This is a genomic window from Streptomyces sp. NPDC051963 (assembly GCF_044593495.1).
Classification (GTDB): Bacteria; Actinomycetota; Actinomycetes; order Streptomycetales; family Streptomycetaceae; genus Streptomyces.
The window spans coordinates 522,823-546,064 of record NZ_JBIUCC010000004.1; the positions used below are offsets into that span (position 1 = coordinate 522,823).

The following is a 23,242-nucleotide window of genomic DNA, read 5'->3' on the forward strand; positions in this document are numbered from 1 at the left end:
CACACACGCGTCAACTCCCCTACTCTCCTGGGTAGTTGAACTCAGCACATCGACAACCACCCACAGAAGGAGCCCCGTGCCCGCCGACGAACGGCCGAGCGGCCGCCTCGACACCGAGACCGCGCACTCCGCGCGGATCTACGACTACATCCTGGGCGGAACGGACAACTACCCCGCGGACCGGGAAGCAGGCGACGCCATGGCGCGGGAGTGGCCGGCCATGCCCATCCACATGCGGGCCAACCGCGACTGGATGAACCGCGCGGTGCGGTGGCTGGCGGAACAGGCGGGCATACGCCAGTTCCTGGACATCGGCTCCGGCATCCCCACCTCCCCCAACATCCACGAGATCGCCCAGGCGGCGGCGCCCGACTCCCGGGTCGTGTACGTGGACAACGACCCGCTCGTCCTCGACCTGTCCCGGGATCTGCTGACGAGCACGCCCGAGGGCCGTACCGGCTATGTCGAGGCGGACATGCGCGACCCGGCGGCCATCCTCGACGCACCCGGACTGCGCACGACCCTGGACCTGTCCCGGCCCGTCGCGCTGACCGTGATCGCGATCGTCCACTTCATGCTGGACGAGGACGACGCCGTCGGCACGGTCCGCCGTCTCCTCCAGCCGCTCCCCTCCGGCAGCTACCTCGCGATGTCCATCGGCACCGCCGAGTTCGCACCCGAGGAAGTCGGCCGGGTCGCCCACGAGTACGCTGCCCGGGGCATGCCGATGCGACTGCGTACCTTCACCGAGGCCGAGGAGTTCTTCAGCGGCCTCGACCTCGTCGAGCCGGGCATCGTCCAGGTGCACAAGTGGCATCCGGACGGCACCGGCACCGAGAAGATCCGGGACGAGGACATCGCGATGTACGGGGCGGTGGCGCGCAAGCCCTAACACGCCCTCCCGGGACCGGACATCATCACGATGCGGGAGCAACGTCTCACGCCAAGTGGCCGATCACTTGACTACCGGCGGTCACACGCGATTGGCTCCGGCCAGCGAGAATCACCCGGCCGGCGTACGACATCGCGAACGTCGTCCCGGGTGTTCCGTCTCGCCGTTCCTCTTGCTCGGCCAGCACAGTGAGGTGCCGCACCCTCATGATCACTCCCCCGCCTCCCGCGTCCCGCAGATCCCTCCGCGTCACCGCGCTGGCCTCCGCCGTCGCCCTGCTCCTCGCGGCCGGCTGCACCGCGTCGGGCGACGGAACGGACTCCGGCACGGACCCCACCGTCCAGGCCGGTGCCGCCCGACTCAAGGTCACCATGATCACCCATGCGACCGACGGCGACACCTTCTGGGACCTGGTGAAGAAGGGCGCGGAGGCCGCGGCCGCCAAGGACGACATCGACCTCACGTACGCCAACGACCCCGATACGGCGGGCCAGGCGGCGCTGGTACAGGACGCCGTTCGCGACAAGGCCGACGGCATCGCCCTGACCCTCGCCAAACCGCAGGCGATGCAGGGCGCGGTCGCGGCGGCCACGGCCGCCGGCATACCCGTGGTCGGCCTCAACTCCGGTATCGACGCCTGGCAGTCGGCGGGTCTCCTGGAGTACTTCGGCCAGGACGAGAGCGTCGCCGGCCAGGCGGTCGGCGACAAGCTGGACGACCTGAAGGCCAAGCACGCCCTGTGCGTCATCCACGAGCAGGGCAACGTGGCCCTGGAGGCGCGCTGCGCGGGCGTGAAGAAGACCTTCGGGGGGCAGACCGAGATGCTCTACGTGGACGGCACGAACACCGACACGGTCGCCGCCGCGATCACCGCCAGGCTCCAGCAGGACCGGACGATCGACGAAGTCGTCACGAACGGAGCACGGTTCGCGCTCACCGCGGTCAAGTCGGTGAAGGAGACCCGCAGCAAGGCCCGCGTCGCCACCTTCGACCTCAACGAGGACCTGGTGCGGGCCGTCCAGTCCGGCGATGTGCAGTTCGCGGTGGATCAACAGCCGTATCTCCAGGGCTATCTCGCGGTCGACGCGCTGTGGCTGTACAAAACCAACGGCAACATCAGCGGCGGCGGTGTCGAACCCGTGCTCACCGGACCGGCGTTCGTGACCAAGACGAACGTGGCCGCGGTCGCCAGGTTCGCCGCCGGCGGAACCCGCTGACCGGTGCGTCGTCCGCCGATCCGCGCGGGATTCGGCGACACGTGCAACGTACGGTCACTTGTGCGGATAACATCCTGTCCACCCCTCGTGCCGTACCGACCCCCCTCCTCCACCCCTCTCCCCCTCTCCCCCTCCCCGCTGATCGCCTAGGACGACGATGTCTCCACGGACAGGTGCCCGGCGCCGTGTCGGCTCCATACGTCTCTCCCTGATCCTTCTGGCCCTGGTACCCAGCGTCACGCTCGCCGCCGTCTGGGGCGTGACGACGACCCAGATGTTCACCGAGGGGCTGCGGCTGCGCGGACAGACCGAGTTGAGCCTGTCGACCGGCGCCATGGGCACCGAGGCGACGCTCGCCCTCCAGACGGAGCGCAGGTTGTCGGCCGCATGGCTGGCCTCGCCGCACGGCTCACGGGCCGCTCTGGACGAGCAACGGAGGAAGACGGACGAGGCGGTCGCCGAACTGGTCGGCGAGAGCGACGCGATCGAGAACGCCCCCGCCCGGATCTCGGACCGGATGACCTCCGTCATCGGGTCGGTGAGCAGCCTGGAGTACTACCGGGACCAGGTCGACGACCCCACCGACATCTCCGCGGACCAGGCGCTGGACCAGTACAGCGCGATCATCGACCAGCAGATCCACGCCTTCCAGGCGCTCTCCCAGGTCGACGACGGCGACCTCACCGCGCAGGCCGGCCCGCTCGTCGCGATCGAGCACGCTGCGGAGCTGGCCTCCCAGGAGGATGCCCGGCTCACCCTGGGCTGGTCGACCGGATACCTGGACCAGGAGGCCTGGTCCAGGTTCGCCGAGTCGGTCAACACACGCCGCTGGCTGGTCCAGGACCAGATCGTCCCGCAGATGAGCGGCAGCGTGAAGACGCAGACCGAGCGGATCCTGCAGAGCCCGGAGTGGCAGGCGCTGGAGTCCCTCGAGGACAGGGTGCTGGCGGCCCGGGCGGACAGCGCCGACGCCGGCCGGATCGCCCTGCCCGATGTGGAGAAGGAGTGGGGCGCGGCGTTCTCGAAGCTCGCCGACGAGTACGGGCTGCTGATCACGCAGCAGACGTCCGCACTGCTCGACCGCAGCGCCGACAAGGCCGACAATCTGCTGCTCACCGCCGCCTCGCTCAGCGCGGGCGGGCTGCTGGCCCTGCTCGTGTGCGTGTTCATGTCGTGGCGGATCACCCGCTCCCTGTCCCGCCGGCTGCGCGGCCTCAGGGTGGCCACCCTGAGCCTCGCGGAGGAACGGCTGCCGGACGTGGTCGCCCGGCTCGACCGGGGCGAGACGGTCGACGTGGACCTCGCGGCCCCGCCCCTGGACTACGGCCGCGACGAACTCGGCCAGGTGGCACGGGCGTTCAACAAGGCGCAGCGTACGGCGGTGCACACCGCGATCGAACTCGCGGACACCCGGCGCGGCTTCCAGAAGGTGATCCTGGGCATCGCCCGGCAGAGCCAGAACCTGGTCAACCTCCAGCTCACCAAGTTGGACTCGCTGGAGCGCCGGCACTCCGACCCCGACGTCCTCAAGGGCCTGTACGAACTGGACTCCACGGCCAGCCAGTTGCGCCGGTACGAGGAGAACCTGGTCATCATCAGCGGTGAGCAGCCGGGGCGCAGCTGGCGGGAGCCGGTCGCGCTGATGGACATTCTGCGCAGCGCCGTCGGCGAGGTCGCCGAGTACCAGCGGGTGGAGGTGCACACCGACGAGGACGTGTACCTGGCGCCGCCCGCGGTGGCCGACGTGATCCATCTGCTGGCCGAGCTGATCGACAACGCGACGGTGTACTCGCCCGCGCCGAGCCCGGTCGGGGTGCGGGCCGCGCTGGTGGCGAAGGGCCTGGCCGTCGAGATCGAGGACCGCGGCATCGGTATGTCGGAGGAGGACTACGCCTCCCTCAACGGCCAGTTGGCGGTGCAGCCGCAGTTCGACGTGGTGGCACTCGCCGACGACCTGAGGCTCGGCATGTTCGTGATCGCCCGGCTCGCGACCCGGCACGGCATCACCGTCACGCTGCGTCCCTCGCCGTACGGCGGGACGACGGCGATCGTGCTGCTGCCGCACGAGATCGTCGTACAGGACGCTCCGCGGGCCCCCGCTCCGGAAGAGTCCGCCCGGCCCGTACGACCGGGACTGGCCGCGGACGGCGCCCTTGTCCTCGCGGCTCTCAAGGCCCGGCTCGGGGAGGACGCCGATGACGGCGAGCATGTCCGCGCGGGAGAGAACGGCCGTACGGAGGAGCCCGGGCATGCCGAACCGGTCGAGGACGAGCGTGTGGCGGAGCCGGTGAGTGCGGGCTCGGCCGAGGACCGTCCGGCAGGGCCCGGGACCACGGCATCGGGAGAAGGTGCCGGGCGTCGCACGGGCCTCGTCCCGCTCCCCCGCCGGGTTCCGCAGACCAGCCTGGCCGCCGAGCTGCGCGAGGAGGCCGCGTCCGCCGAGGAGGACGACCACGCCGAGGAGTTCACCGCGGAACGCGCCGCCTCCTCGCTCGGCGGCTTCCAGCGCGGCACGCTCCGCGCACGCGACGACGGCGCCGAGGGCCCCTGCGACGAGGACCAGGAGGAGTCACCCGAGCCTCGGGAGCCGGGTGCACCGACGTCCGCCACAGGTGCCCATGTCCCCGCTTCTCCGCCCGCCGACCGCCGATGAAGGACACGCCATGACACGCCCCATCCCTGCCACCCACACCCAACTCGACCAACTGCTCACCGGACTCGTGGACCGGGTGGCCGAGGTGAACCAGGCCGTCGTGCTCTCCGACGACGGGCTCGTGGTCAGCAAGTCCACCGGGTTCGTGCGGGACGACGCGGAACGGCTGGCAGCGACCGCGTCCGGTCTGATGAGCCTCAGCAAGGGCGTGAGCATGGACTTCGGCGGCGGCCCGGTGCGCCAGGCGCTCATCGAGATGGCCCACAGCTATCTGATCCTGACCGCCGCCGGTCCTGGCGCCCATCTCGTCGTCCTCACCAGCGCGGGCGCGGACGTCGGTGTGGTGGCGTACCAGATGAACATGCTGGTGAAGAAGATCGGCGAGCACCTCAGTGCGGCTCCGCGGGCCGGCATCGGGCCCACCACCGGATCCGGCGCGTGAAGTGAGCGGAGGCGACACGGCGGGCCGGCTGGTACGGCCGTTCGCCCTGACCGGCGGACGGACCCGGCCCAGCCGCGCCGACTTCACGCTCATCACGACGGTGACCGCGGTGGACCCGCCGCCGACCTGGGCCACCCGGCAACAGCCCGAGCAGCAGCGCATGCTGCGCCTGTGCGCCGAGCCGATCGCCGTCGCGGAGCTCGCCGCCCTGCTGGACCTTCCGGTGAGCGTGGTCGTCATCATGCTCTGCGATCTGCTGGAGTCGGGCCGGATCACCGTCCACCCGCCCCATCCCGTCTCCCAGGACCCGGGCCTGGACATGGACCTGCTGGAGAAAGTGAGGGACGGCCTTGGCCGACTCTGACACCGTCACCCGGACGGCACCCGACACGGTCAAGATCCTCATCGCCGGGGGTTTCGGCGTCGGCAAGACCACCATGGTCGGGTCGGTCAGCGAGATCGCCCCGCTGCGCACCGAGGAGCCGTTGACCGCCGCCGGTCTGGGCGTCGACGACCTCGACGGCATCGAGGAGAAGACGGCCACCACGGTGGCCCTGGACTTCGGCCGCATCACCATCAGCCGGGACCTGGTGCTGTATCTGTTCGGTACGCCCGGTCAGCAGCGGTTCTGGTTCATGTGGAACGACCTGGCCCTCGGGGCGCTGGGCGCGGTCGTCCTCATCGACGTCCGCCGCCCGGAGTCCAGCTTCGCCGCGATCGACTTCTTCGAACGCCGGAAGATCCCCTTCGTCGTGGGCGTCAACGGCTTCTACGGCGACCACCCCTACCCGCCCGAGGAGATCCGCGACGCCCTGGCCCTCCCGGACCATGTCAGGGTGCTCCTGTGCGACGCCCGCGAACGCACGTCGAGCCGGGACGTGCTGATCGCGCTCCTCGATCAGCTGATCGCCGGCCGGCAGAGCTGAGTCTCAGGTGAGTCGGCGCCTCCTCACTCGTCGGTTCCGGTGAGCGGCTCGCAGGACGGCGGGACGACCCTGGCCGTGAGGTCGGAGGCCGGCATGTCCGGGTCGAAGGGGAACATCGGGCGGCGGATGCGGTGGTGGCCGAGGCGCAGCAGGTCCTGGTCGACGCCGCCCGGGGTGAGGGCCATCTTCCAGTCGGCGGCCATGGCGAAGAGCTCGGGTTCGAGGTAGCCGATCTTGACGATGACCACGTCCGCGGCACGGGGGTTCAGGTCCAGGTCGGTGAAGTCGTGTTCGTGGTGGTACGGCTTGCGCAGCCGGGTGAGGATCACGTGCACGCTCCCCACCCGCAGGACGACCTCCACCTCGGCGTCCCGGTCGCCGTGCCGGATCGCGTGGACCACTCCGGTCATGGTGAGCGGACCGGCGTGACGGTCGTCGACCTCGGCGCCGGCGGTGACGGTGACCGTGGCGCCCACGCCCGCCCGCACCGCCGTGTCGACGGCTGCCGGGCCCGGCAGTGAGGCGTAGAGGACCGTCGGGCCGCCCGGGTCCTTGAACTCCGGGTGGGCCAGGACCCGTTCGAGCCCCCAGGTGACGTCGCCGGCCCCGCCCGCCGTCGGATTGTCGCCGGTGTCGCTGATGAAGTACGGGCGTACGGCCGATGCGAGCGCCTCGTCGAGGATCTCGTCGAGTGTGCCGGTCGGCGCGACGAAGGCGAACTCGCGCCTGGCCGCCCAGAATCCGCGGGCCAGGCGTTCCGCGCCCGCCGCGACCGCGGGCCCAGAGGGGCCGGTGACGACGATCGCGGCCCGGTTGCGCGGCTCGTCCGCCCAGGCGTAGCCCACCCAGATCGCCGCGTCCGTCACGCCCTCGGTGGCCTCGACCTCCGCCACCGCCGCGTACACGCTCTTCGCCGGTTCGATACGGGTCGAGGTCTGCTCCCCGGCGAGCAGCACCGGCACCGGGATCCACGCCTTGACGAGGCGGGGCGCGCCGCTGTGCAGCAGGTCGACGAGGTTGCGGGCGGCGCGCTCCTTCGTCTCCATGGCGTCCTCGTGCGGGGCCATGCGGTAGCAGGTGATCAGGTCGGAGCGGTGGACCAGTTCCCGGGAGACGTTTCCATGCAGGTCCATGGAGGTCGACACCAGTACGTCGGGGCCGATCACCTCGCGGATGCGGGCCAGGAGGACCGCCTCGGCGTCGTCCATGCCCTCGACCGTCATCGCGCCGTGGATGTCGTACCAGAGGCCGTCGATCGGGCCCGACTGCCGTAGCCGGTCGATGAGTTCACCGGACAGATCGGCGAACGCGGCCGCCGTCACCGTACCGCCCGGCAGTGCCTTGCCGACCAGTGCGCCGCGCCAGTCGGCGGCTGCGCGCAGTGGCTCGCCGGGGGCGAGGAAGGGGTAGCGGGTCAGGATGTCGGCGCCGCGCTGCGGGTGGAAGGCGGGGGCCTCGGTGCGGGCGGGTGAGAAGGTCGAGGACTCGATGCCGAGTCCGGCTACGGCGATGACGGGACGACGGGTGTCGCTCAAGGCTCCTCCGGGGTGTCAGGGATGGGTTCCGGTAACCGCGTGCAGCGCATGCGCCAGTGCCCGCTGGAGGGCGAACTGTCCCGCGCCGACCAGGCCGGCGTCGGCGCCGAGGCTGGCGCGTTCGATGACCAGGTGCTCGGTCACCAGCGGATGGCAGCCCTCGTAGAGCTGGCTGCGGACGGCGGCGACAAACGGTTCCAGCGTGGAGAGGATGCCGCCGAGGTACACCGCGTCGGGGTTGAAGAAGTTGACGTTCGCGGCCAGCACCATGCCGAGGTAGCGGCCGGCCTGCCGGACCGCGCGGGTCGCCTCGGGGTCGGCGTCGGAGGCGAGCCGTACGACGTCCTCGGTGGACGCCACATCGAGGCCCCGTTCGCGCAGGATGCGCACCAGCGCGGCGCCCGAGGCGACGGTCTCCAGGCAGCCGGTGTTGCCGCAGGAGCAGGGGATGTCGTGGCCGGCCTCGACGCGGACGTGGGTGATCTCGCCCGCCGCGCCGGACCCGCCCCGGTAGAGCCGTCCGTCGGCGATGACGCCCGCGCCGATCGCGGTACCGGTCTTGACCATGATCGACTGGCGGCGTTCCGGGGGCTGGACGGTGTGTTCGCCCACGGCCATGCAGTTGGCGTCGTTCTCGATGGCGGCCGGGACGCCGAAGTGGTCCTCCAGCCAGGAACGGACTGGGAAACGGTTCCAGCCGGGCATCCGGGACGGAAGCGTGACCACACCCGACGCCACGTCCACCGGGCCGGGGAGGGAGAGGCCGACGCCGCGCAGCAGGTGCCGTCCGTGCCGGTCGGCGAGGGACTCCAGGGTCCCGGCGAGTCCGGGCAGCGCGGACTCGGGGCCGTCGGCCGTCGGGAACGGCACGGTGGAGACGTCGGTGAGACCGCCGCCGGGCAGGACGACGCCGACATGGGCGTGCCGGCCGCCGAGTTCGGCGGCGACCGCGAATCCGTCGCTGCCGCCGAGGCGGAGCACCTTCTGCGGACGGCCGCCGTTCGAGGAGCGGGTGCCCTCCTCGGCGACCAGGCCGTGGGCGACCAGCTGGCCGACGGTGAGGGAGATCGTCGACGGGGCGGCGCCGAGGAGTCCGGCCAGCTCGGTCCGGGTGGTCGCCTGGCCGGAGGCGAGCAGTTCGAGGACGCGCTCGGCCAGTGCGGAGACGCCGCCCGTGGCGGTCCGGCGGTGCGGCACGCTTTTTTCAGGCATCTGCTGAGTAACTTCCGTCCCGGGGGTGCGAGGCGACGAGCGTAAGGCCGTTCTCCCCTCTCGTGACTTTTTTCAGAACAGCAGAAACAGGCTTTTTACAGCAGCGCGTCTGTTTCTTCGACCACAGCGGTCGTTGACTGGCTCCGCCATCCCGCCTTCGCTGATTTCACGCCGAGGAGTGCCATGTCCCCCGCTCGCACGAGGCTTGTCGCCGGTGCTGTCGTCTCCGCGAGCACGCTGCTGCTCGCGGGCTGCTCCGGGTCGAGCGACACCCCGTCCGCGTCACGCGACGCCATCAACTACGCGCTGCCCGCCAACTTCACGCCGAACTGGATCCTGCCGATCGGCACCGCGGCGCATCTGAACACCAACAACCGCTCCATCGCCGACAGTCTGTGGGAGCGGCTCGTCGCCTACGACGGCTCCACCGGCAAGATCGCGTGGAACAAGAAGGCGTCCATCGCCACCGCCGCGGACTTCGCCGCCGACTCAAAGAGCGTCACCATCACGCTCGGCGACCGGCACTGGAGCGACGGCAAGCCCATCACCTCGCGCGACGTCCAGTTCTGGTTCGACCTCATCAAGGCGAACAAAGCGGAGTGGGCGGGCTACAACCCCGGCAAGGCGCCCGACAACTGGACGTCGTTCAAGACCGTCGACGACCGCCACTTCACGATCACATTCGACAAGGCCTACAACTCCCAGTGGATGCTGGCCAACCAGTTGAGCGAGGTCACGCCGCTGCCGCAGCACGTCTGGGACAAGGGCGGTGATGCGGGGCAGGTGTGGAAGACGCTCAACGACGCCGCGAAGAACATCTCCGGCTACGCGAGCGACCCGCTGTGGAAGACGATCAGCGGCCCGTACGCGGTCAAGTCCTTCTCCACCGCGGGCAAGGTGGTCCTCACCGCGAACAAGAAGTACGACGGCGGTGAGAAGCCCGGCATCACCACGGTCAACCTGCTTCCCTTCACCACGGCGGACGCCGAGAAGAACGCGCTCCGCTCGGGCAGCGTCGACTACGGCTACATCGAGGCGACCGACCTCGACCAGAAGGACAGCTTCACCGCGCAGGGCTACGAGGTGAAACCGTGGTCGGGCTGGGCGATCACCTATATGCCGTACAACTTCAACAACCCGGCGATGGGCGCGGTGTTCAAGCAGCTGTACGCCCGGCAGGCCGTGCAGCACTCGATCGACCAGGCCAGTCTGGCGAAGGTCGTCTTCAACGGCACGGCGATATCCGGGTACGGGCCGATCCCGCAGGGACAGGCCTCCGACTTCGTCTCGCCGACGCAGAAGGAGAACCCGTATCCGTTTTCGACGGACACGGCACGCAGTCTCCTCACCGACCACGGCTGGACCGAGCAGGGCGGCGTGATGACGTGCGCCGAACCCGCGCAGTGCGGTGCAGGCATCGCCAAGGGAACGAAGTTCGAGATGCAGGTGCTGTCGCAGTCCGGCTCGACGGTGACGGACAACATGATGAGCGCGGTGCAGTCCTCGCTGGCGAAGACCGGCATCGAGTTCTCCATCAAGACCGCGCCGGTCAACTCGGTGCTGTCGCAGACTCCGCAGTGCACGTCCGGCCAGTCGATCTGCAAGTGGCAGCTGTCCTTCTTCGGTACGGCGGGCAGCTGGTACTTCAACGCCTTCCCGACCGGTGACTCGCTGTTCCAGACCGGCGGCGGCTCGAACTTCGGCAACTACTCCAACCCGGCGGTCGACAAGCTCATCTCGGCGTCCACGACATCGAGTTCGAACCAGGCGATCCAGGACTACAGCGCGGCCCTGGCCAAGGACCTGCCGGTGATCTGGCTGCCGGAACCGGTCTACCAGGTCTCGGTCACCAGGAACGGTCTCGGCGGTTTCTCGCAGGACTCGCTCGCGAACTTCCACCCTGCGCAGTGGAAGTGGACGAGCTGAGCCGATGGAAACCGTTCTCTACCTAGCCCGGCGGCTCCTTCAGGCCCTGGCCGTCATCCTGATCGTCACGATCGTGGTCTTCTGTCTGCTGCACGCGCTGCCCGGGGGTCCCGCACGCGGGATCCTCGGCCCGCAGGCGACGGCCCAGCAGATCGCCGCGTTCAACCACGAACAGGGCCTGGACCGCTCGCTGCCCGTCCAGTACCTCTACTACCTGGGCAATCTGCTCCAGGGCGACCTCGGCACCTCGTTCACGCTCAACGAAGCGGTCTCCCGGCTGATCGAGCAACGCCTGCCGAAGACCCTGGTGCTGACCGTGCTGTCCGCGCTGGTCGGGCTGCTGCTCGCGGTCCCGCTCGGCATGTGGCAGGCGGTGCGGCGCAACAAGCCCGTGGACTACGCGATCACCACGCTCAGCTTCGTCGCGTACTCGACGCCCGTGTACTTCCTGGGCCTGGTGCTGATCCTGCTCTTCACCCAGACCCTGCGCTGGTTCCCCTCCCAGGCGCCCCAGGGAGAGACGGTGGCCCAGGTCTTCGCGGACCCGGCGGCGCTGGTGCTGCCGGTGGTCACGGGCGCCGCGTCCATGGTGGCCGTGTTCAGCCGGTACATGCGGGCCGCGACCCTGGAGAACCTCTCCGAGGACTACGTCCGCACCGCGCGGGCCGGTGGCGCACGGCAGCGGGCGATCCTCTTCCGGCATGTGTTCCGCAACTCGCTCACCCCGGTCGTGGCGATGCTCGGGTACTACGTGCCGGTGCTGTTCGGCGGTGCGTTGGTGGTCGAGCAGCTCTTCAACTACCCGGGTATGGGGCTGCTGTTCTGGAGTGCCGCGCAGTCGTCCGACTATCCGGTGCTGCTCGGGTGCGTGCTGGTCATTTCCGTGGCGACGGTCGTGGGCACGTTGCTCGCGGACGTGGTCCAGCGGATCGTCGATCCCCGGGTGAAGGAGGGGCGCATATGACCGGCCGTGTTGAAACCGCGGGCCGGTGGGGGCTGGTCGCGCAGTTCCCCACGCCCCTCAATGCGCGCTTCGCGCGCAATCGGCTCGCCATGGCCGGACTCTTGGTCGTGGTCCTCTTCCTGCTCTTCTGTTTCGTCGGCCCGTTGCTGTACTCCACCGACCAGACCCACACCGACCTCACCCAGGTCAACCTCTCACCCGGCGCCGGCCATTGGCTCGGCACCGACGCCGTCGGCCACGACGAGCTGGGGCGGCTCATGTACGGCGGCCGGGTCTCGCTGCTCGTCGGGCTGGCGGCCGGGATCCTCGCGACCGTCATCGGCACGCTGTGGGGCGCGGTCGCGGGGTATGCGGGCGGCTGGGTGGACGCGGTGATGATGCGGGTCGTGGACGCGGGGATCGCCATCCCGGCGCTGTTCATCCTGCTGGTCGTCTCGGCGATCACCACGCCGGACACGCTCGGCCTGATCGTCGTCCTCGGCCTGGTGTCCTGGCTGGTCCCCTCCCGGCTGGTGCGGGCGGAGACGCTCACGCTCAAGAGCCGCGACTACGTGCTGACGCTGCGCGCGACCGGCGGCACGCACGGCCGGGCCATCGCCCGGCACATCCTGCCGGGCTCGGTGTCGACGATCGTCGTCGCGGCCACCTTCCAGGTCGCCGACGCGATCCTGCTCGTCGCGTACGTGTCGTATCTCGGCCTGGGCGTCCAGCCGCCGGCGACGGACTGGGGCGGCATGCTGTCGGCCGGTCTGACGGCGGCGTACTCGGACCGCTGGTGGCTGATCGTGCCGCCCGGCCTCGCGATCATCCTCGTCGTCTGCGCGTTCAACGCGATCGGCGACGGACTGCGCGACGCCTTCGACGTGAGGGGACGCGGATGAGCATCCTGGACATCGAGGACCTGAACGTGACGTTCTCCACCGACACCGGCGACGTGCCCGCCGTACGCGAGGTCTCGCTGCATGTACGGCCGGGCGAAACCCTCGCGCTCGTCGGCGAGTCCGGGTCCGGCAAGTCGACGGTCGCGCTCGCCGCGATGGGACTGCTGCCGGGCACCGCCCGCGCGTCGGGCCGGGTGACGGTCGACGGCACGGATGTCGTAAGCGCTTGTGAAAACGAGCTCGCCCGGCTGCGCGGCCGTACCGCGTCCATGGTCTTCCAGGAACCGGCGACCGCACTCGATCCACTGACCCGGATCGGCAGACAGATAGCGGAAGTCGTACGCAATCACCGTCCCGTATCCGCCAAGGAGGCGGCCCGCGAGGCGGTGGAACTGCTGCGCCGCGTCGGCATTCCGGAGCCGGAGCAGCGGGCGTCCGCGTTCCCGTTCCAGCTGTCGGGCGGCCAGCGGCAGCGCGTCGTCATCGCCATGGCGATCGCCAACTCGCCCGGGTTGCTGATCGCGGACGAGCCGACCACCGCGCTGGACGTGACCGTGCAGGCCGAGATCCTGGATCTGCTCCGGGAGTTGGCCGCAGGATCGGGTACCGGAGTGCTGCTGGTGACGCACAACATGGGCGTGGTCGCCGACTTCGCCGATCGGGTCGCCGTGATGCTGCGGGGCGAGATCGTGGAGAGCGGGCCGGTGGAGGACGTGCTGCTGCGTCCGACGCACGAGTACACGCAACGGCTGCTGGCGGCCGTGCCACGCCTGGCGGTGACCGAGCCCGATGAGGTGAGGGCACCGGCCGAGGCGGGCGCCCCGGTGGTCGAACTCCGGGACGTGACCGTGCACTTCGGCCGGGGCCGTCGTACCGTACGGGCCCTTGAGGACGTGTCCCTCACGGTCGGGGCGGGCGAGACGGTGGGGCTGGTCGGCGAGTCCGGGTCCGGCAAGTCGACGGCCGCCCGCGTCGCACTCGGACTCGTCCCACCGGCCTCCGGTTCCGTCGCGTTGTTCGGCACCGACCTCCGCAGGACGAGGGGACGGGCACGCCGGGCCCTCCTCGCCGGTGTCGGCGTGGTGCTCCAGGACCCGGTGGCCTCACTGGACGCCCGGATGAGCGTCGCGGAATGCGTGGCCGAGCCGCTGCGGGTGCACCGGCGCGGAATGCGGGCGGCCGAGCGGCGGGCCCGGGTCGCCGAGGTGCTCGAACTCGTGCGGCTGTCCAAGGAGTTGATGCAGCGGGGTCCCCGCGAGCTGTCCGGAGGTCAGCGGCAGCGGGTGAGTCTGGCGCGGGCCCTGGTCCTGGAACCGCGGCTGCTGGTGGCGGACGAGCCGACGAGCGCGCTCGACGTGAGTGTGCAGCGGACGGTGCTGGAGGTGATCGCCGAGTTGCAGGCCGAGCTGGGTTTCGCCTGTCTGTTCGTGTCGCACGACCTGGCCGTGGTGCAGGAGTTCGCCGGCCGCGTCGTCGTGATGCGGGCGGGGCGCGTCGAGGAGCAGGGGCCGACCATGACCACGTTGCTGCGTCCGGAGACGGAGTACACACGACGGCTCATCGCGGCCGTACCGGTGCCGGATCCGGTGCTGCAACGCCGGCGGCGGGCCGAGCTCGGAGCCACCGCGTGAAGGCGATCGCCGGCATCGACATCGGCGGCACGACCACCCAGGTGGTGCTCTGCACACCGGACCTCGACGTCCTCGACCGCCAGGGGGTGGCGACCCCCGCGACCGAGGGCGGTACGACGATGATCGGCGCCGCCCTCGACGCGCTACGGCTCCTGCTCGACCGGACCCCCGCCCGGCTGCTCGGCGTCGGCATCGGCGCGGCCGGCCTGGTGGACGCGGAGACGGGACGGATCCTCGTCGTCTCCGACTCGTTCCGCGGGTGGGCCGGGTTCGCGGTGACGGAAGCGGTCGAGCGGGCGCTGGGCGTGCCGGCGTTCCTGGACAACGACGTCAACGCCTTCCTGCGCGGCGAGGTGGCCAAGGGCGCGGCCGCGGGCGGCACCCATGTCCTCGGGATGACCCTCGGCACAGGGGTCGGCGGGGCGCTGTGGCTGGACGGCTCGCTGTACGACGGCCCGCACGGCGCGGCGGGCGAGATCGGCCACGTTCCCGGCTTCGGCGACCTGCCGTGCACCTGTGGCGGCCGGGGTCATCTGGAGACCGTGGCCTCGGGCCGCGCGATCGCCGCGCGGTGCGGCGCCCGTACGGCGCGCGAGGTCGCGGAGGCGGCCCACCGGGGCGACCCCGACGCACTCGCCGCGTACGAGGCGGCGGGCACGGCGGTGGCCCGCGCGCTCCTGATCACCGCGGGCCTACTCGACGTCACCACCTGCGTGATCGGCGGCGGAGTGGCCCGCGCCTGGCCGCTCCTCGAACCCCCCGTCCGCAGCGCCCTCGCCGCCGAACCCCCTGTCAGCGGACACTCCCTCCACGTCCTGCCCGCTCTCCTGGGCGAGGACGCGGTGGCCATCGGCGCGGCGGCCAGGGCGGGGGCGGAACTCGGGGTGGACATGCCGGTGTAGGGCGCCGGGGCGCCTGCGTCAGGGCTCGCACTCGCCCGACAGGGCGCCGCGGCCCTGGCATGCCGAAGGCGGTGGGCATGACGGCATCGGTCGTCGGGCCCACCGCCCTCTTGTGGTCGAACGCCGGGTCAGCTCAGGCCGGCCGTCTTCAGCCAGGCCTGGGCGACGTCCAGCGGGTCCTTGTTCTCCAGCTGCACCTGGGAGTCCAGGTCGAGGAGGGTCTTGGTGTCGAGCTTGGCGGAGACCGCGTTGAGCGCGGTGATGCCCTCCTGGGAGAGTCCGCTCTTGTAGACCAGGGGGGTCACGTTCGCGAAGCCGAAGAGGTTCTTCGGGTCCTGGAGGACGACGAACTTCTCCTTGATGATGTTCGGGTCCGTGGTGAAGATGTCCGCGGCCTGCACGGTGTTCTTCTTCAGCGCCGCCGTGGTCAGCGGGCCGCCCGCGTCGAGCGCCTTGAAGGACTTGAACTCCAGGCCGTACACGTCCTTCAGGCCGAGCAGGCCCTGCTGACGGGTCTGGAACTCGGGCGAGCCGCCGACGACCATCTCGGGGGCGACGTCCTTGAGGTCCTCGAGGCTGGACGACGAGGTGAGGTTGTACTTCTTGGCGGTCTCCGCGTTCACCGACACGGAGTCCTTGTCCTCGGCGGGCGAGGGGTCGAGGAGCGTCAGCTTGGAGTCGAGCTTGGCCTTCACCGCGGCGCCGACGGCCTCGATGGAGGCCTGCTCCGCCTTCGGGTCCAGGTACGCCAGCAGCGAGCCGTTGTACTCGGGCAGGACGGTGATGGAGCCGTTCTTGAGCAGGCCGTAGGTCGTCTCACGGCTGCCGATGTTGGGCTTGTACTCGACCTTGATGCCCTTGGCCTTCAGAGCCTCGCCGTAGATGTCGGCGAGCAGGATGCTCTCGGCGAAGTTGTTCGAGCCGACGACGACCGTGCTGCCGTCCGCCTTGTCTTCCGCCAGGGGGTTGTCGTCGGCGGAGTCGGACGAGCCGCACCCGGCAACGAGCGCCGCCACTGCGGCGAGGGCGACCGCGGCCGCGCGGGGGTGTCGCATGCTGGACCAGCTGCTCTTCACGGTAGAAGTCACAATTCCCGTTCCGGGCTGAGAGAGTTGGATGACCTTCATCTGATCCAATCCAGCCCCTTCTTGGTCAGTCAAGAGCAGCTGGGTCACCAATTGGCTTCGATGCGTACCCGATCGTGAAGATAACGGGGAGGACCAGGCAAGGTGCCGCAGTCAGGTTGTAACGGATTCTTGACTGAGGGTGCGGAGCGCTCGCTTCCGAAGAGCCTGTAGTCTCGCCGGAGTTGGCGCGGCACAGTGGTGTGCAGGCGCCACTCCCATGACATCGCGTACCAGCCCGAGTCGATCAGAAACGGTCACGTGCGTTCGCGTGCCGTGAGATACCCCACGAAGGAGGCCTGGTGTCCACGAACGAGGTGGGCCTAAGGCGCTTCGCCGACCGCTGGCCGTTCCGGCGCAAGCTCAATGTGCTGGTCGGCGTCCCGCTCGCCGTGGTCGCCGTACTGCTGGCGTATCTCATCACCGACCAGGTCGGCCAGGCCCGGGACGCGGCCGCCGCGGCCCGGCTGGTGCGGGACAGCGCCCAGGTCGCGGAGCTGGCCGACCGGGTGAACGCCGAGCACCAGCAGGCGATTCTGCTGTCCGTACGGTTCGAGGCCACCGAGTCCGGCGCCCGGCCCGGCCTCACCGCCTACCGCAAGGCGCAGGCCGCGGTGGACGAGCAGGTCGAGGCGGTGCGCGACACCTTCGGCGACCGGCTCCCGGCCACCGAGGCGCAGGCCCTGAAGGAGATCAACGGCCTGTCCAGCCTGCGGGCGACGATCGAGCAGGGCTATCTGCCCGCCGACAACATCGACCCCGCCTACATGAACGCCGCCAAGGGCGTGATCGACGGCCTCGAACTCGACCGCAACGCGGCCCTCGCGGCCACCTTCACCGGCAATCTGCTGGACTCCCTGCTGCGCGCCGACGCCGCCCACAGCGCCTTCGAGACCAGCGTGTTCTCGGCGCGGACCGGTGACTCCAACGCGCTCATCGAGTTCATCGCCGCGGTCGGCAACTACGAGCTGTACACGCACCAGGCCGAGCGCTTCGCCCGGTTCGCCACCGAGGCCCAGGCCGACGAGCTCAGCGGCATCGAGCACAACATCGACCAGGCCGAGATCGTCCGGCACTACTCCGAGCTCCAGATCGACCCCAGCGGACTCCAGGCCGAATCACCGGAGGAGATCCGCGCCGCGTTCGCCCAGGCCCTCGACGGCTACGCCGACTACCGCGCGCAGTCCCAGACCCGGCTGAAGATCACCTCCTCGCTCATCGGCCAGATCGCCGACCGCGCCGACGACGCCTCCAACGACGCCTGGTGGAACGCCGCCTGGCTGCTGGGCCTCGCACTGCTCGGCTTCGCGCTCTGGCTGGCCCTCTCCGTGGTGGTGCGCCGCTCGGTGGTCCGCCCGGTGCAGGCCCTCACCGGTGCCGCGCAGGGCGTCGCCGAGGTCGCCGGGCGCGAACTCGCCCGGGTGGCCGACGACGACACCGAGGACGACGGCCCGCCGCTGCTGCGGGACGTCCCGGTGACGGCACGCGACGAGATCGGCGACCTCGCCGAGGCCTTCAACCATGTGCAGGCCACGGCGGCCGCACTGCTGGAGCGCCAGGTGCTCAGCCGCCGCAACACCGCGGAGATGTTCGGCAACGTCGGCCGCCGGGTCAGCAACCTCACCACCCGCCAGCTGGCCCTCATCGACGCCGTGGAACGCGGCGAGACCGACCCGGCGCTCCTCGAACGCCTCTACTCCATCGACCACATCGCGGTCCGGCTGCGCCGCAACGCGGACAGCCTGATGCTGCTGGCCGGCATCCGCGAGACGGTCCTCGACTCCGGCCCCACCACGCTCACCAACGTCGTGCGGGCCGGACTCGGCCAGATCGAGGGCTTCCAGCGGGTGCAGCTCGACGCGCGCACCGACGTCATGGTGGAGCCCGACATCATCGGCGACCTCACGCTGATGGTGGCCGAACTCCTGGAGAACGCCGTGTCGTTCTCGCCGGTCGGCAGCCCGGTCGAGGTGACCGTGCACACCGGCGCCGAGGGCGGCGCGTCGATCGTGATCGCCGACCACGGCCTGGGCATGAGCGCCGAGCGGCTGGCCGAGGAGAACGCCCGGCTGATCCGCCGTGAGCGCCTCGACCTCGTCCCGACGAAGGTGCTCGGCCTGTTCGTGGTGGGTACGCTGGCGCGCCGCTGGTCGGTCGGCATCACGCTGACCCGGACACCGGGCGGCGGTGTGACGGCCGAGGTGGCCATCCCGTCGTCGCTGCTGCTCGCGATGAGCGCGGTGTCGGCGCCCGCCAAGCCGGTCGGCGAGGCGGCATCGGGCCCACGGCCGTCGGCCGCCGCGGCACCGAAGAACGGCGCCGCCCCGCTCCCCCGCCGGGTGCCCAAGCGCGAGTCGGCCTCCGCCGAGGAGTCGGCACCCGCCGAGGCGACGCCCCTCATACCCAGGCCGCGAGAGGAGTCCGGCGGGGAACCCGAAACCCCCGGTTCCGCCCGCCCGCTCCGCCGCCGTGTCCGCGGCGCGACCCTCCGTACGACGATCGGCGACACCGACCGCGACGCCGCCGTCCCCGCCGCACCTCCCGCCGACGCGGACGCCGTCCGCAGCGCGCTGGAGGAGTTCGAGGCGGGCGTGGAGCGCGCGCACCGGGACAGCGGCAGTGAGCCGGACCCCAAGACCCCGACGGCCCCGAAGACGCCGCAGGACCAGAACCACCTCCCGGAAGGAGCGGAGCAGTGAGCACGTCGACAGGTGACACTCCCACGGGAGGCGCCACGCCGGACGAACTGCGGGCCGCAGCAGCTGACTTCACCTGGCTGCTCAACCGTTTCGCCACCGAGACCGCGGGCGTCGTCGACGCCATCGCGGTGTCCTCGGACGGTCTGCTGATCGCGGTGGCACAGCTACGGGAGCGGGCGCACTCCGAACGGCTGGCCGCGATCGTCTCCGGCCTCACCAGCCTGGCCGCCGGGGCCTCCGGCAACTACGGCCTGGGCGCCCTGAACAAGGTCATCATCGACCTGGAGGGCGGCCATGTCCTGGTCTCCGCGATCGGCAGCGGCGCCGTGCTCGGCGTGGTCGCCGACAAGGAGGCCAAGCTGGGCAACATCGCCTACGAGATGACGCTGTTCGCCAACCGTGCCGGTGCCGCGCTCAGTCCTCAGCTCGTGCTGGAACTGAAGAACACCGTCGGCGTCCCGTCGTCGGGCTGACCGGCACGGCCCGGTCCAGGAAAAAGAGGTAGCAGACCCATGGCGGACGGCCGTACGCCGAGCGGTGCCGGCGAGGACGGCTCACCGGACCCGGTGGGCCCCGCCTCCGCCGTACGGCCGTTCCTCGTCACCGCCGGCCGGGTGGCACCGAGTTCAACCGGCCGGACGATGCCCGTCGAGACCCAGGTGGTGGCCACCGCCGAGGGCCTCGACGCACTCGACCGGCTCTCCTTCGAACAGCACGACATCGTTGCCGCCTGCCGGCAGCCGCAGTCCATCGCGGAGATCGCGGCCCGGCTGCGGCTGCACCTCAACGTGGTCCGTATCCTCTCCGAGGACCTGCGGGCGGCAGGGCAGTTGACGGTGCACCTGCCCAACTCCGATGTCACCCATGACTCATCCGTCCTGCGACGGGTTATCGATGGCCTCCGTGCCATCCCCGACTCCCGGGGGGTACTCCGTGACTCCGACTGAACCGGTCACCCGCGGCGCGGCTGCGCAGACCGCCGTACGACCGCCGCTGCCGGTGAAGATGGTGATCGCGGGCGGCTTCGGCGTGGGCAAGACCACGGCGGTCGGCTCGATATCCGAGATCGAGCCGCTGACCACCGAGGCCGCGATCACCGAGGTGGCCGCCGGTGTGGACGATCTGTCCCACACCCCCCGCAAGACCACGACCACGGTCGCCATGGACTTCGGGTGCATCACCATCGACCCGACCCTGAAGCTGTATCTGTTCGGCACGCCGGGGCAGGACCGGTTCGGGTTCATGTGGGACGACCTCGTCGAGGGCGCGGTGGGCGGGCTGGTCATCGTCGACACCCGCCGCCTGGACGACTGCTACGCCGCGGTCGACTACTTCGAGCACAAGCAGATCCCGTTCGCGGTCGCCGTCAACGCCTTCGACGGCAACGTCGAGCACGAGTTGGACGAGGTGCGCTGGGCGCTGGATGTCTCCGACGGGGTGCCGGTTGTGGTCTTCGACGCGCGGGAAGTCGGCTCGGTGCGGGACGCTCTGCTGGTGGTACTCGAGTTGGCGCTGGCTCGTTCCGCGGGTAGCGCCGTTTGAGGTTGCGGGCCGTCTGAACACTGCGGGCCGGTGGTGGCTGGTCGCGCCCCGCGGCGGAGCTGCGCGACCAGCCATGACGGCGCCGCACCGGACCGCTTACGTGCTGCGGCGCACTCCCCGCGACACCGACAGGCGGCCCGCAGCCCAGAACAGTCCCAGCGTTGCCAGGGCCATCGCGGCGACCAGTGTTGCGCCGCCCACGACCTTCTCGTAGTTGCGCTGGTAGAGGCCGTCGACGATGTAGCGGCCGAGGCCGCCGAAGCTGACGTAGGCGGCGATGGTGGCCGTCGAGACGATCTGGATGGCCGCCGAGCGCAGGCCGCTGAGGATCAGCGGGAGGGCGACGGGCAGTTCGACGCGGAACAGCACCTCGGTCTCGGCCATGCCCATGCCGCGGGCGGCGTCGACCGGGGCGGGGTCGACGGAGCGCATCGCCTCGTAGGTGGTGACGAGGATGGGCGGGATCGCCAGCACGACCAGCGGGATCATGACGGGGGCGAGGCCCAGCCCGAGCAGGATGAACATCAGCACCATCAGGCCGAAGCTGGGCAGTGCGCGGCCGGCGGTGGCGATGAGGGCGAGGGTGTTGCCGCCGCGTCCGGTGTGGCCGGTGAGGAGGCCGATCGGCAGGCCGACGGCGGCGGCGATGGCGAGCGCCTCCAGCGTGTACTGGACGTGCTCGGCGAGACGCGTCGGGATGCCGTCGTAGCCCTGCCAGTGGGCGCTGTCGCTGAAGAAGGCGTCGATGTAGTTCAGGACGTTCACCGGGCGGCCTCCTTCACGGCGAGCGGGCGCACGTTCTTACGGGTGCCGCGCGGCATCCAGGGCGTCAGCAGCACGCGGATTCCGATCAGCGCGGCGTCCACGAGGATGGCGAGGACGGCCGTGCCCACCACGGAGAGCCAGATCAGCCGCGGCTGGTTGTAGATCATGCCGCTGTTGAGCAGGTTGCCGAGGGCTCCCTGGTTGCCGATCAGCATGCCGACGCTGACGAGGGAGACGCTCGACACGGACGCCACCCGCAGCCCGGCGATGATCGCGGGGGCCGCGATCGGCAACTGCACCTGGACATAGCGTCGTACGGGCCCGAAGCCCATGGCGGTGGCGGCGGCCAGTGTCTCCTGCGGCACCGACCGCACACCGTCCACGATGGCGGGGACGAGCACCACCAGGCTGTAGACGGCCAGCGGGATCATCACCGTGAGCTCGCTCAGGCCGGTGTAGTCGATGAGGATGACGAAGAAGGCGAGGGACGGAATCGCGTACAGCACCGTCGTCACCCACAGCACCGGCGGATACAGCCAGCGCAGTCGCACGCACAGCTGGGCGAGGGGCAGCGCCACCAGCAGTCCGGCCAGCACCGGGATCAGCGCTTCGCGCAGGTGCAGCAGGACCAGCCCGAAGTAGGTGTTCTGGAGGTCGCTGGGCAGGTCGAAGAATTCACTCATCGCGCGGCCTGCTCGGCCTTGTCGGTCTTGCCGGGCTTCTCGGTCCCGCCGTCCGCGCGGCGCTCCGCGTGGGCGCCCCGGATCGCCTCGGCGATGCTCGCCTGGGAGACCACTCCGGCGGCCCGTCCCTCGGCGTCCACGGCGACGGCCCACCCGGTGGGTGAGAGCACGGCACAGTCGAGCGCGGCCCGCAGCGAGTCCGTACCGGCGAGGAACGGCCGTCCGTGGGCGAGGAGTCGGTCCGGCAGGATCTCCCCCGCGGCCAGGTCCTGCGGTTCGGCCCAGCCGAGCGGCTTGCCGTCCAGATCCGTTACGAGGAGATAGGGGGCGTCCTGGGTCTCGCGGGCGGCGATCTGCTCGGCCGTGGCGTCGATGGCGACGATCGGCGCGGTCAGCAGCTCCAGACCCGCGGACGGGAAGAACGACAGCCGTCGGATGCCGCGGTCGGCACCGAGGAAGTCCTCCACGAAGGCGTCCGCCGGGTCGGTCAGCAGCTCGGCCGGGGGCGCGAACTGGGCGAGATGGCCGCCGGTGCGCATCACGGCGACCATGGTGCCGAGCTTGACGGCCTCGTCGATGTCGTGCGTGACGAAGACGATGGTCTTTCCCAACTCCTCCTGGATCCGCAGGAGTTCGTCCTGGAGGCCCTTACGGACGATCGGGTCCACGGCCGAGAACGGCTCGTCCATCAGCAGCACCGGCGGATCCGCGGCGAGGGCCCGCGCCACACCGACGCGCTGCTGCTGGCCGCCGGAGAGTTGGTACGGGTAGCGCTTGGCGAGCGCGGCGTCGAGTCCGACCCGCTCCATCAGCTCCCTGGCCCGCGCCCGTGCCTTGTCCTTGCCCCAGCCCAGCATGCGGGGCACGGTGGCGATGTTGTCGACGATCGTCCGGTGCTGGAAGAGGCCGGCGTTCTGGATGACGTAACCCATGGACCGGCGCAGTGTGTTGACCGGCTGCTGCATGATGTCGACGTCATCGAGGGTGATGGTCCCCTCGCTCGGCTCGACCATCCGGTTGATCATGCGCAGGGTCGTCGTCTTCCCGCAGCCCGACGGTCCCACGAGGACGGTGATCGAGCGGTCGGGTATCTCCAACGAGAGCCGGTCGACCGCCACCGTGCCGTCCGGATACCGCTTGGTGACTGAATCTATCCGTATCAAAACGCCGAATACCCTTCGGGTCTGGCAGAAGTTGCCCGCTTTCGGCCACGGCGCGGGCCGTTGGGGGGAGAGTCTAGACGCCTGG

General features: G+C 70.4%; 21 protein-coding genes. 15 read left to right on the forward strand and 6 right to left on the reverse strand.

Annotated features, from left to right (window positions below; translation table 11 throughout):
• Positions 1–76 precede the first annotated feature (76 nt).
• The 6 genes from ACIHFB_RS19035 (at position 77) to ACIHFB_RS19060 (ending at position 6,130) form a co-directional block, all read left to right on the forward strand.
• On the forward strand, positions 77–892 hold the full coding sequence (locus ACIHFB_RS19035; protein WP_400127393.1) for an SAM-dependent methyltransferase: 816 nt from the start codon (positions 77–79) through the stop codon (positions 890–892).
• Positions 893–1,098: 206 nt separating this feature from the next.
• A complete protein-coding gene (locus ACIHFB_RS19040; protein WP_400127394.1) occupies positions 1,099–2,109 on the forward strand; it encodes a substrate-binding domain-containing protein in 1,011 nt (336 codons plus the stop codon).
• Positions 2,110–2,266: 157 nt separating this feature from the next.
• The gene (locus ACIHFB_RS19045) at positions 2,267–4,762 is read left to right on the forward strand and encodes a nitrate- and nitrite sensing domain-containing protein (protein WP_365274697.1); all 2,496 of its coding nucleotides are present in this window, start codon (positions 2,267–2,269) and stop codon (positions 4,760–4,762) included.
• 10 nt (positions 4,763–4,772) lie between these two features.
• Entirely contained in the window at positions 4,773–5,204 is a 432-nt protein-coding gene (locus tag ACIHFB_RS19050) for a roadblock/LC7 domain-containing protein (RefSeq protein WP_365274700.1), read from the forward strand.
• A gap of 1 nt (position 5,205) precedes the next feature.
• Entirely contained in the window at positions 5,206–5,568 is a 363-nt protein-coding gene (locus ACIHFB_RS19055; RefSeq protein WP_210584341.1) for a DUF742 domain-containing protein, read from the forward strand.
• The gene (locus tag ACIHFB_RS19060; protein ID WP_365274704.1) at positions 5,555–6,130 is read left to right on the forward strand and encodes an ATP/GTP-binding protein; all 576 of its coding nucleotides are present in this window, start codon (positions 5,555–5,557) and stop codon (positions 6,128–6,130) included. Before ACIHFB_RS19055 ends, ACIHFB_RS19060 begins: the two co-directional genes overlap by 14 nt.
• 23 nt (positions 6,131–6,153) lie before the next feature.
• Here ACIHFB_RS19060 and ACIHFB_RS19065 read toward each other — a convergent pair whose 3' ends face one another.
• Both ACIHFB_RS19065 and ACIHFB_RS19070 read right to left on the reverse strand, forming a co-directional pair.
• Positions 6,154–7,665, reverse strand: a complete 1,512-nt coding sequence (locus ACIHFB_RS19065) for a M81 family metallopeptidase (protein WP_400127395.1) — start codon at positions 7,663–7,665, stop codon at positions 6,154–6,156.
• A 15-nt stretch (positions 7,666–7,680) separates the two neighbouring features.
• Complete coding sequence (locus ACIHFB_RS19070) at positions 7,681–8,877, reverse strand: ROK family protein (RefSeq protein ID WP_400127396.1); 1,197 nt, start codon at positions 8,875–8,877, stop codon at positions 7,681–7,683.
• A 183-nt stretch (positions 8,878–9,060) separates the two neighbouring features.
• Here ACIHFB_RS19070 and ACIHFB_RS19075 point away from each other — a divergent pair, with 183 nt between their 5' ends.
• From ACIHFB_RS19075 to ACIHFB_RS19095, 5 genes are read left to right on the forward strand one after another with little or no spacing between them, the layout of a single operon-like run.
• On the forward strand, positions 9,061–10,803 hold the full coding sequence (locus ACIHFB_RS19075; protein WP_400127397.1) for a peptide ABC transporter substrate-binding protein: 1,743 nt from the start codon (positions 9,061–9,063) through the stop codon (positions 10,801–10,803).
• Between the two features lie 4 nt (positions 10,804–10,807).
• The gene (locus ACIHFB_RS19080) at positions 10,808–11,767 is read left to right on the forward strand and encodes an ABC transporter permease (RefSeq protein ID WP_365274716.1); all 960 of its coding nucleotides are present in this window, start codon (positions 10,808–10,810) and stop codon (positions 11,765–11,767) included.
• Entirely contained in the window at positions 11,764–12,648 is an 885-nt protein-coding gene (locus ACIHFB_RS19085) for an ABC transporter permease (protein ID WP_400127398.1), read from the forward strand. The genes ACIHFB_RS19080 and ACIHFB_RS19085 overlap by 4 nt, the downstream gene beginning before the upstream one ends.
• The gene (locus ACIHFB_RS19090; protein WP_400127399.1) at positions 12,645–14,279 is read left to right on the forward strand and encodes a dipeptide ABC transporter ATP-binding protein; all 1,635 of its coding nucleotides are present in this window, start codon (positions 12,645–12,647) and stop codon (positions 14,277–14,279) included. Before ACIHFB_RS19085 ends, ACIHFB_RS19090 begins: the two co-directional genes overlap by 4 nt.
• On the forward strand, positions 14,276–15,181 hold the full coding sequence (locus tag ACIHFB_RS19095) for an ROK family protein (RefSeq protein WP_400127400.1): 906 nt from the start codon (positions 14,276–14,278) through the stop codon (positions 15,179–15,181). The genes ACIHFB_RS19090 and ACIHFB_RS19095 overlap by 4 nt, the downstream gene beginning before the upstream one ends.
• A gap of 128 nt (positions 15,182–15,309) precedes the next feature.
• Here ACIHFB_RS19095 and ACIHFB_RS19100 read toward each other — a convergent pair whose 3' ends face one another.
• Positions 15,310–16,269: an ABC transporter substrate-binding protein gene (locus tag ACIHFB_RS19100; RefSeq protein WP_365274728.1), complete on the reverse strand. Its 960-nt coding sequence runs from the start codon at positions 16,267–16,269 to the stop codon at positions 15,310–15,312.
• Positions 16,270–16,607: 338 nt separating this feature from the next.
• Here ACIHFB_RS19100 and ACIHFB_RS19105 point away from each other — a divergent pair, with 338 nt between their 5' ends.
• Genes ACIHFB_RS19105 through ACIHFB_RS19120 form a run of 4 tightly spaced genes read left to right on the forward strand, consistent with a single transcriptional unit; the run spans position 16,608 to position 20,546 of the window.
• A complete protein-coding gene (locus tag ACIHFB_RS19105) occupies positions 16,608–19,004 on the forward strand; it encodes an ATP-binding protein (RefSeq protein ID WP_400127401.1) in 2,397 nt (798 codons plus the stop codon).
• Positions 19,001–19,477: a roadblock/LC7 domain-containing protein gene (locus ACIHFB_RS19110; RefSeq protein WP_210584332.1), complete on the forward strand. Its 477-nt coding sequence runs from the start codon at positions 19,001–19,003 to the stop codon at positions 19,475–19,477. Before ACIHFB_RS19105 ends, ACIHFB_RS19110 begins: the two co-directional genes overlap by 4 nt.
• A 39-nt stretch (positions 19,478–19,516) precedes the next feature.
• The gene (locus ACIHFB_RS19115; protein WP_365274735.1) at positions 19,517–19,951 is read left to right on the forward strand and encodes a DUF742 domain-containing protein; all 435 of its coding nucleotides are present in this window, start codon (positions 19,517–19,519) and stop codon (positions 19,949–19,951) included.
• Complete coding sequence (locus tag ACIHFB_RS19120) at positions 19,938–20,546, forward strand: ATP/GTP-binding protein (protein ID WP_365274738.1); 609 nt, start codon at positions 19,938–19,940, stop codon at positions 20,544–20,546. Before ACIHFB_RS19115 ends, ACIHFB_RS19120 begins: the two co-directional genes overlap by 14 nt.
• A gap of 96 nt (positions 20,547–20,642) precedes the next feature.
• On the opposite strand, the gene ACIHFB_RS19125 is transcribed toward ACIHFB_RS19120, so the two are convergent.
• Genes ACIHFB_RS19125 through ACIHFB_RS19135 form a run of 3 tightly spaced genes read right to left on the reverse strand, consistent with a single transcriptional unit; the run spans position 20,643 to position 23,157 of the window.
• On the reverse strand, positions 20,643–21,311 hold the full coding sequence (locus ACIHFB_RS19125) for an ABC transporter permease (RefSeq protein ID WP_365274741.1): 669 nt from the start codon (positions 21,309–21,311) through the stop codon (positions 20,643–20,645).
• A complete protein-coding gene (locus ACIHFB_RS19130; protein ID WP_365274744.1) occupies positions 21,308–21,994 on the reverse strand; it encodes an ABC transporter permease subunit in 687 nt (228 codons plus the stop codon). Before ACIHFB_RS19130 ends, ACIHFB_RS19125 begins: the two co-directional genes overlap by 4 nt.
• The gene (locus ACIHFB_RS19135; protein WP_365274747.1) at positions 21,991–23,157 is read right to left on the reverse strand and encodes an ABC transporter ATP-binding protein; all 1,167 of its coding nucleotides are present in this window, start codon (positions 23,155–23,157) and stop codon (positions 21,991–21,993) included. The genes ACIHFB_RS19130 and ACIHFB_RS19135 overlap by 4 nt, the downstream gene beginning before the upstream one ends.
• Positions 23,158–23,242 lie beyond the last annotated feature (85 nt).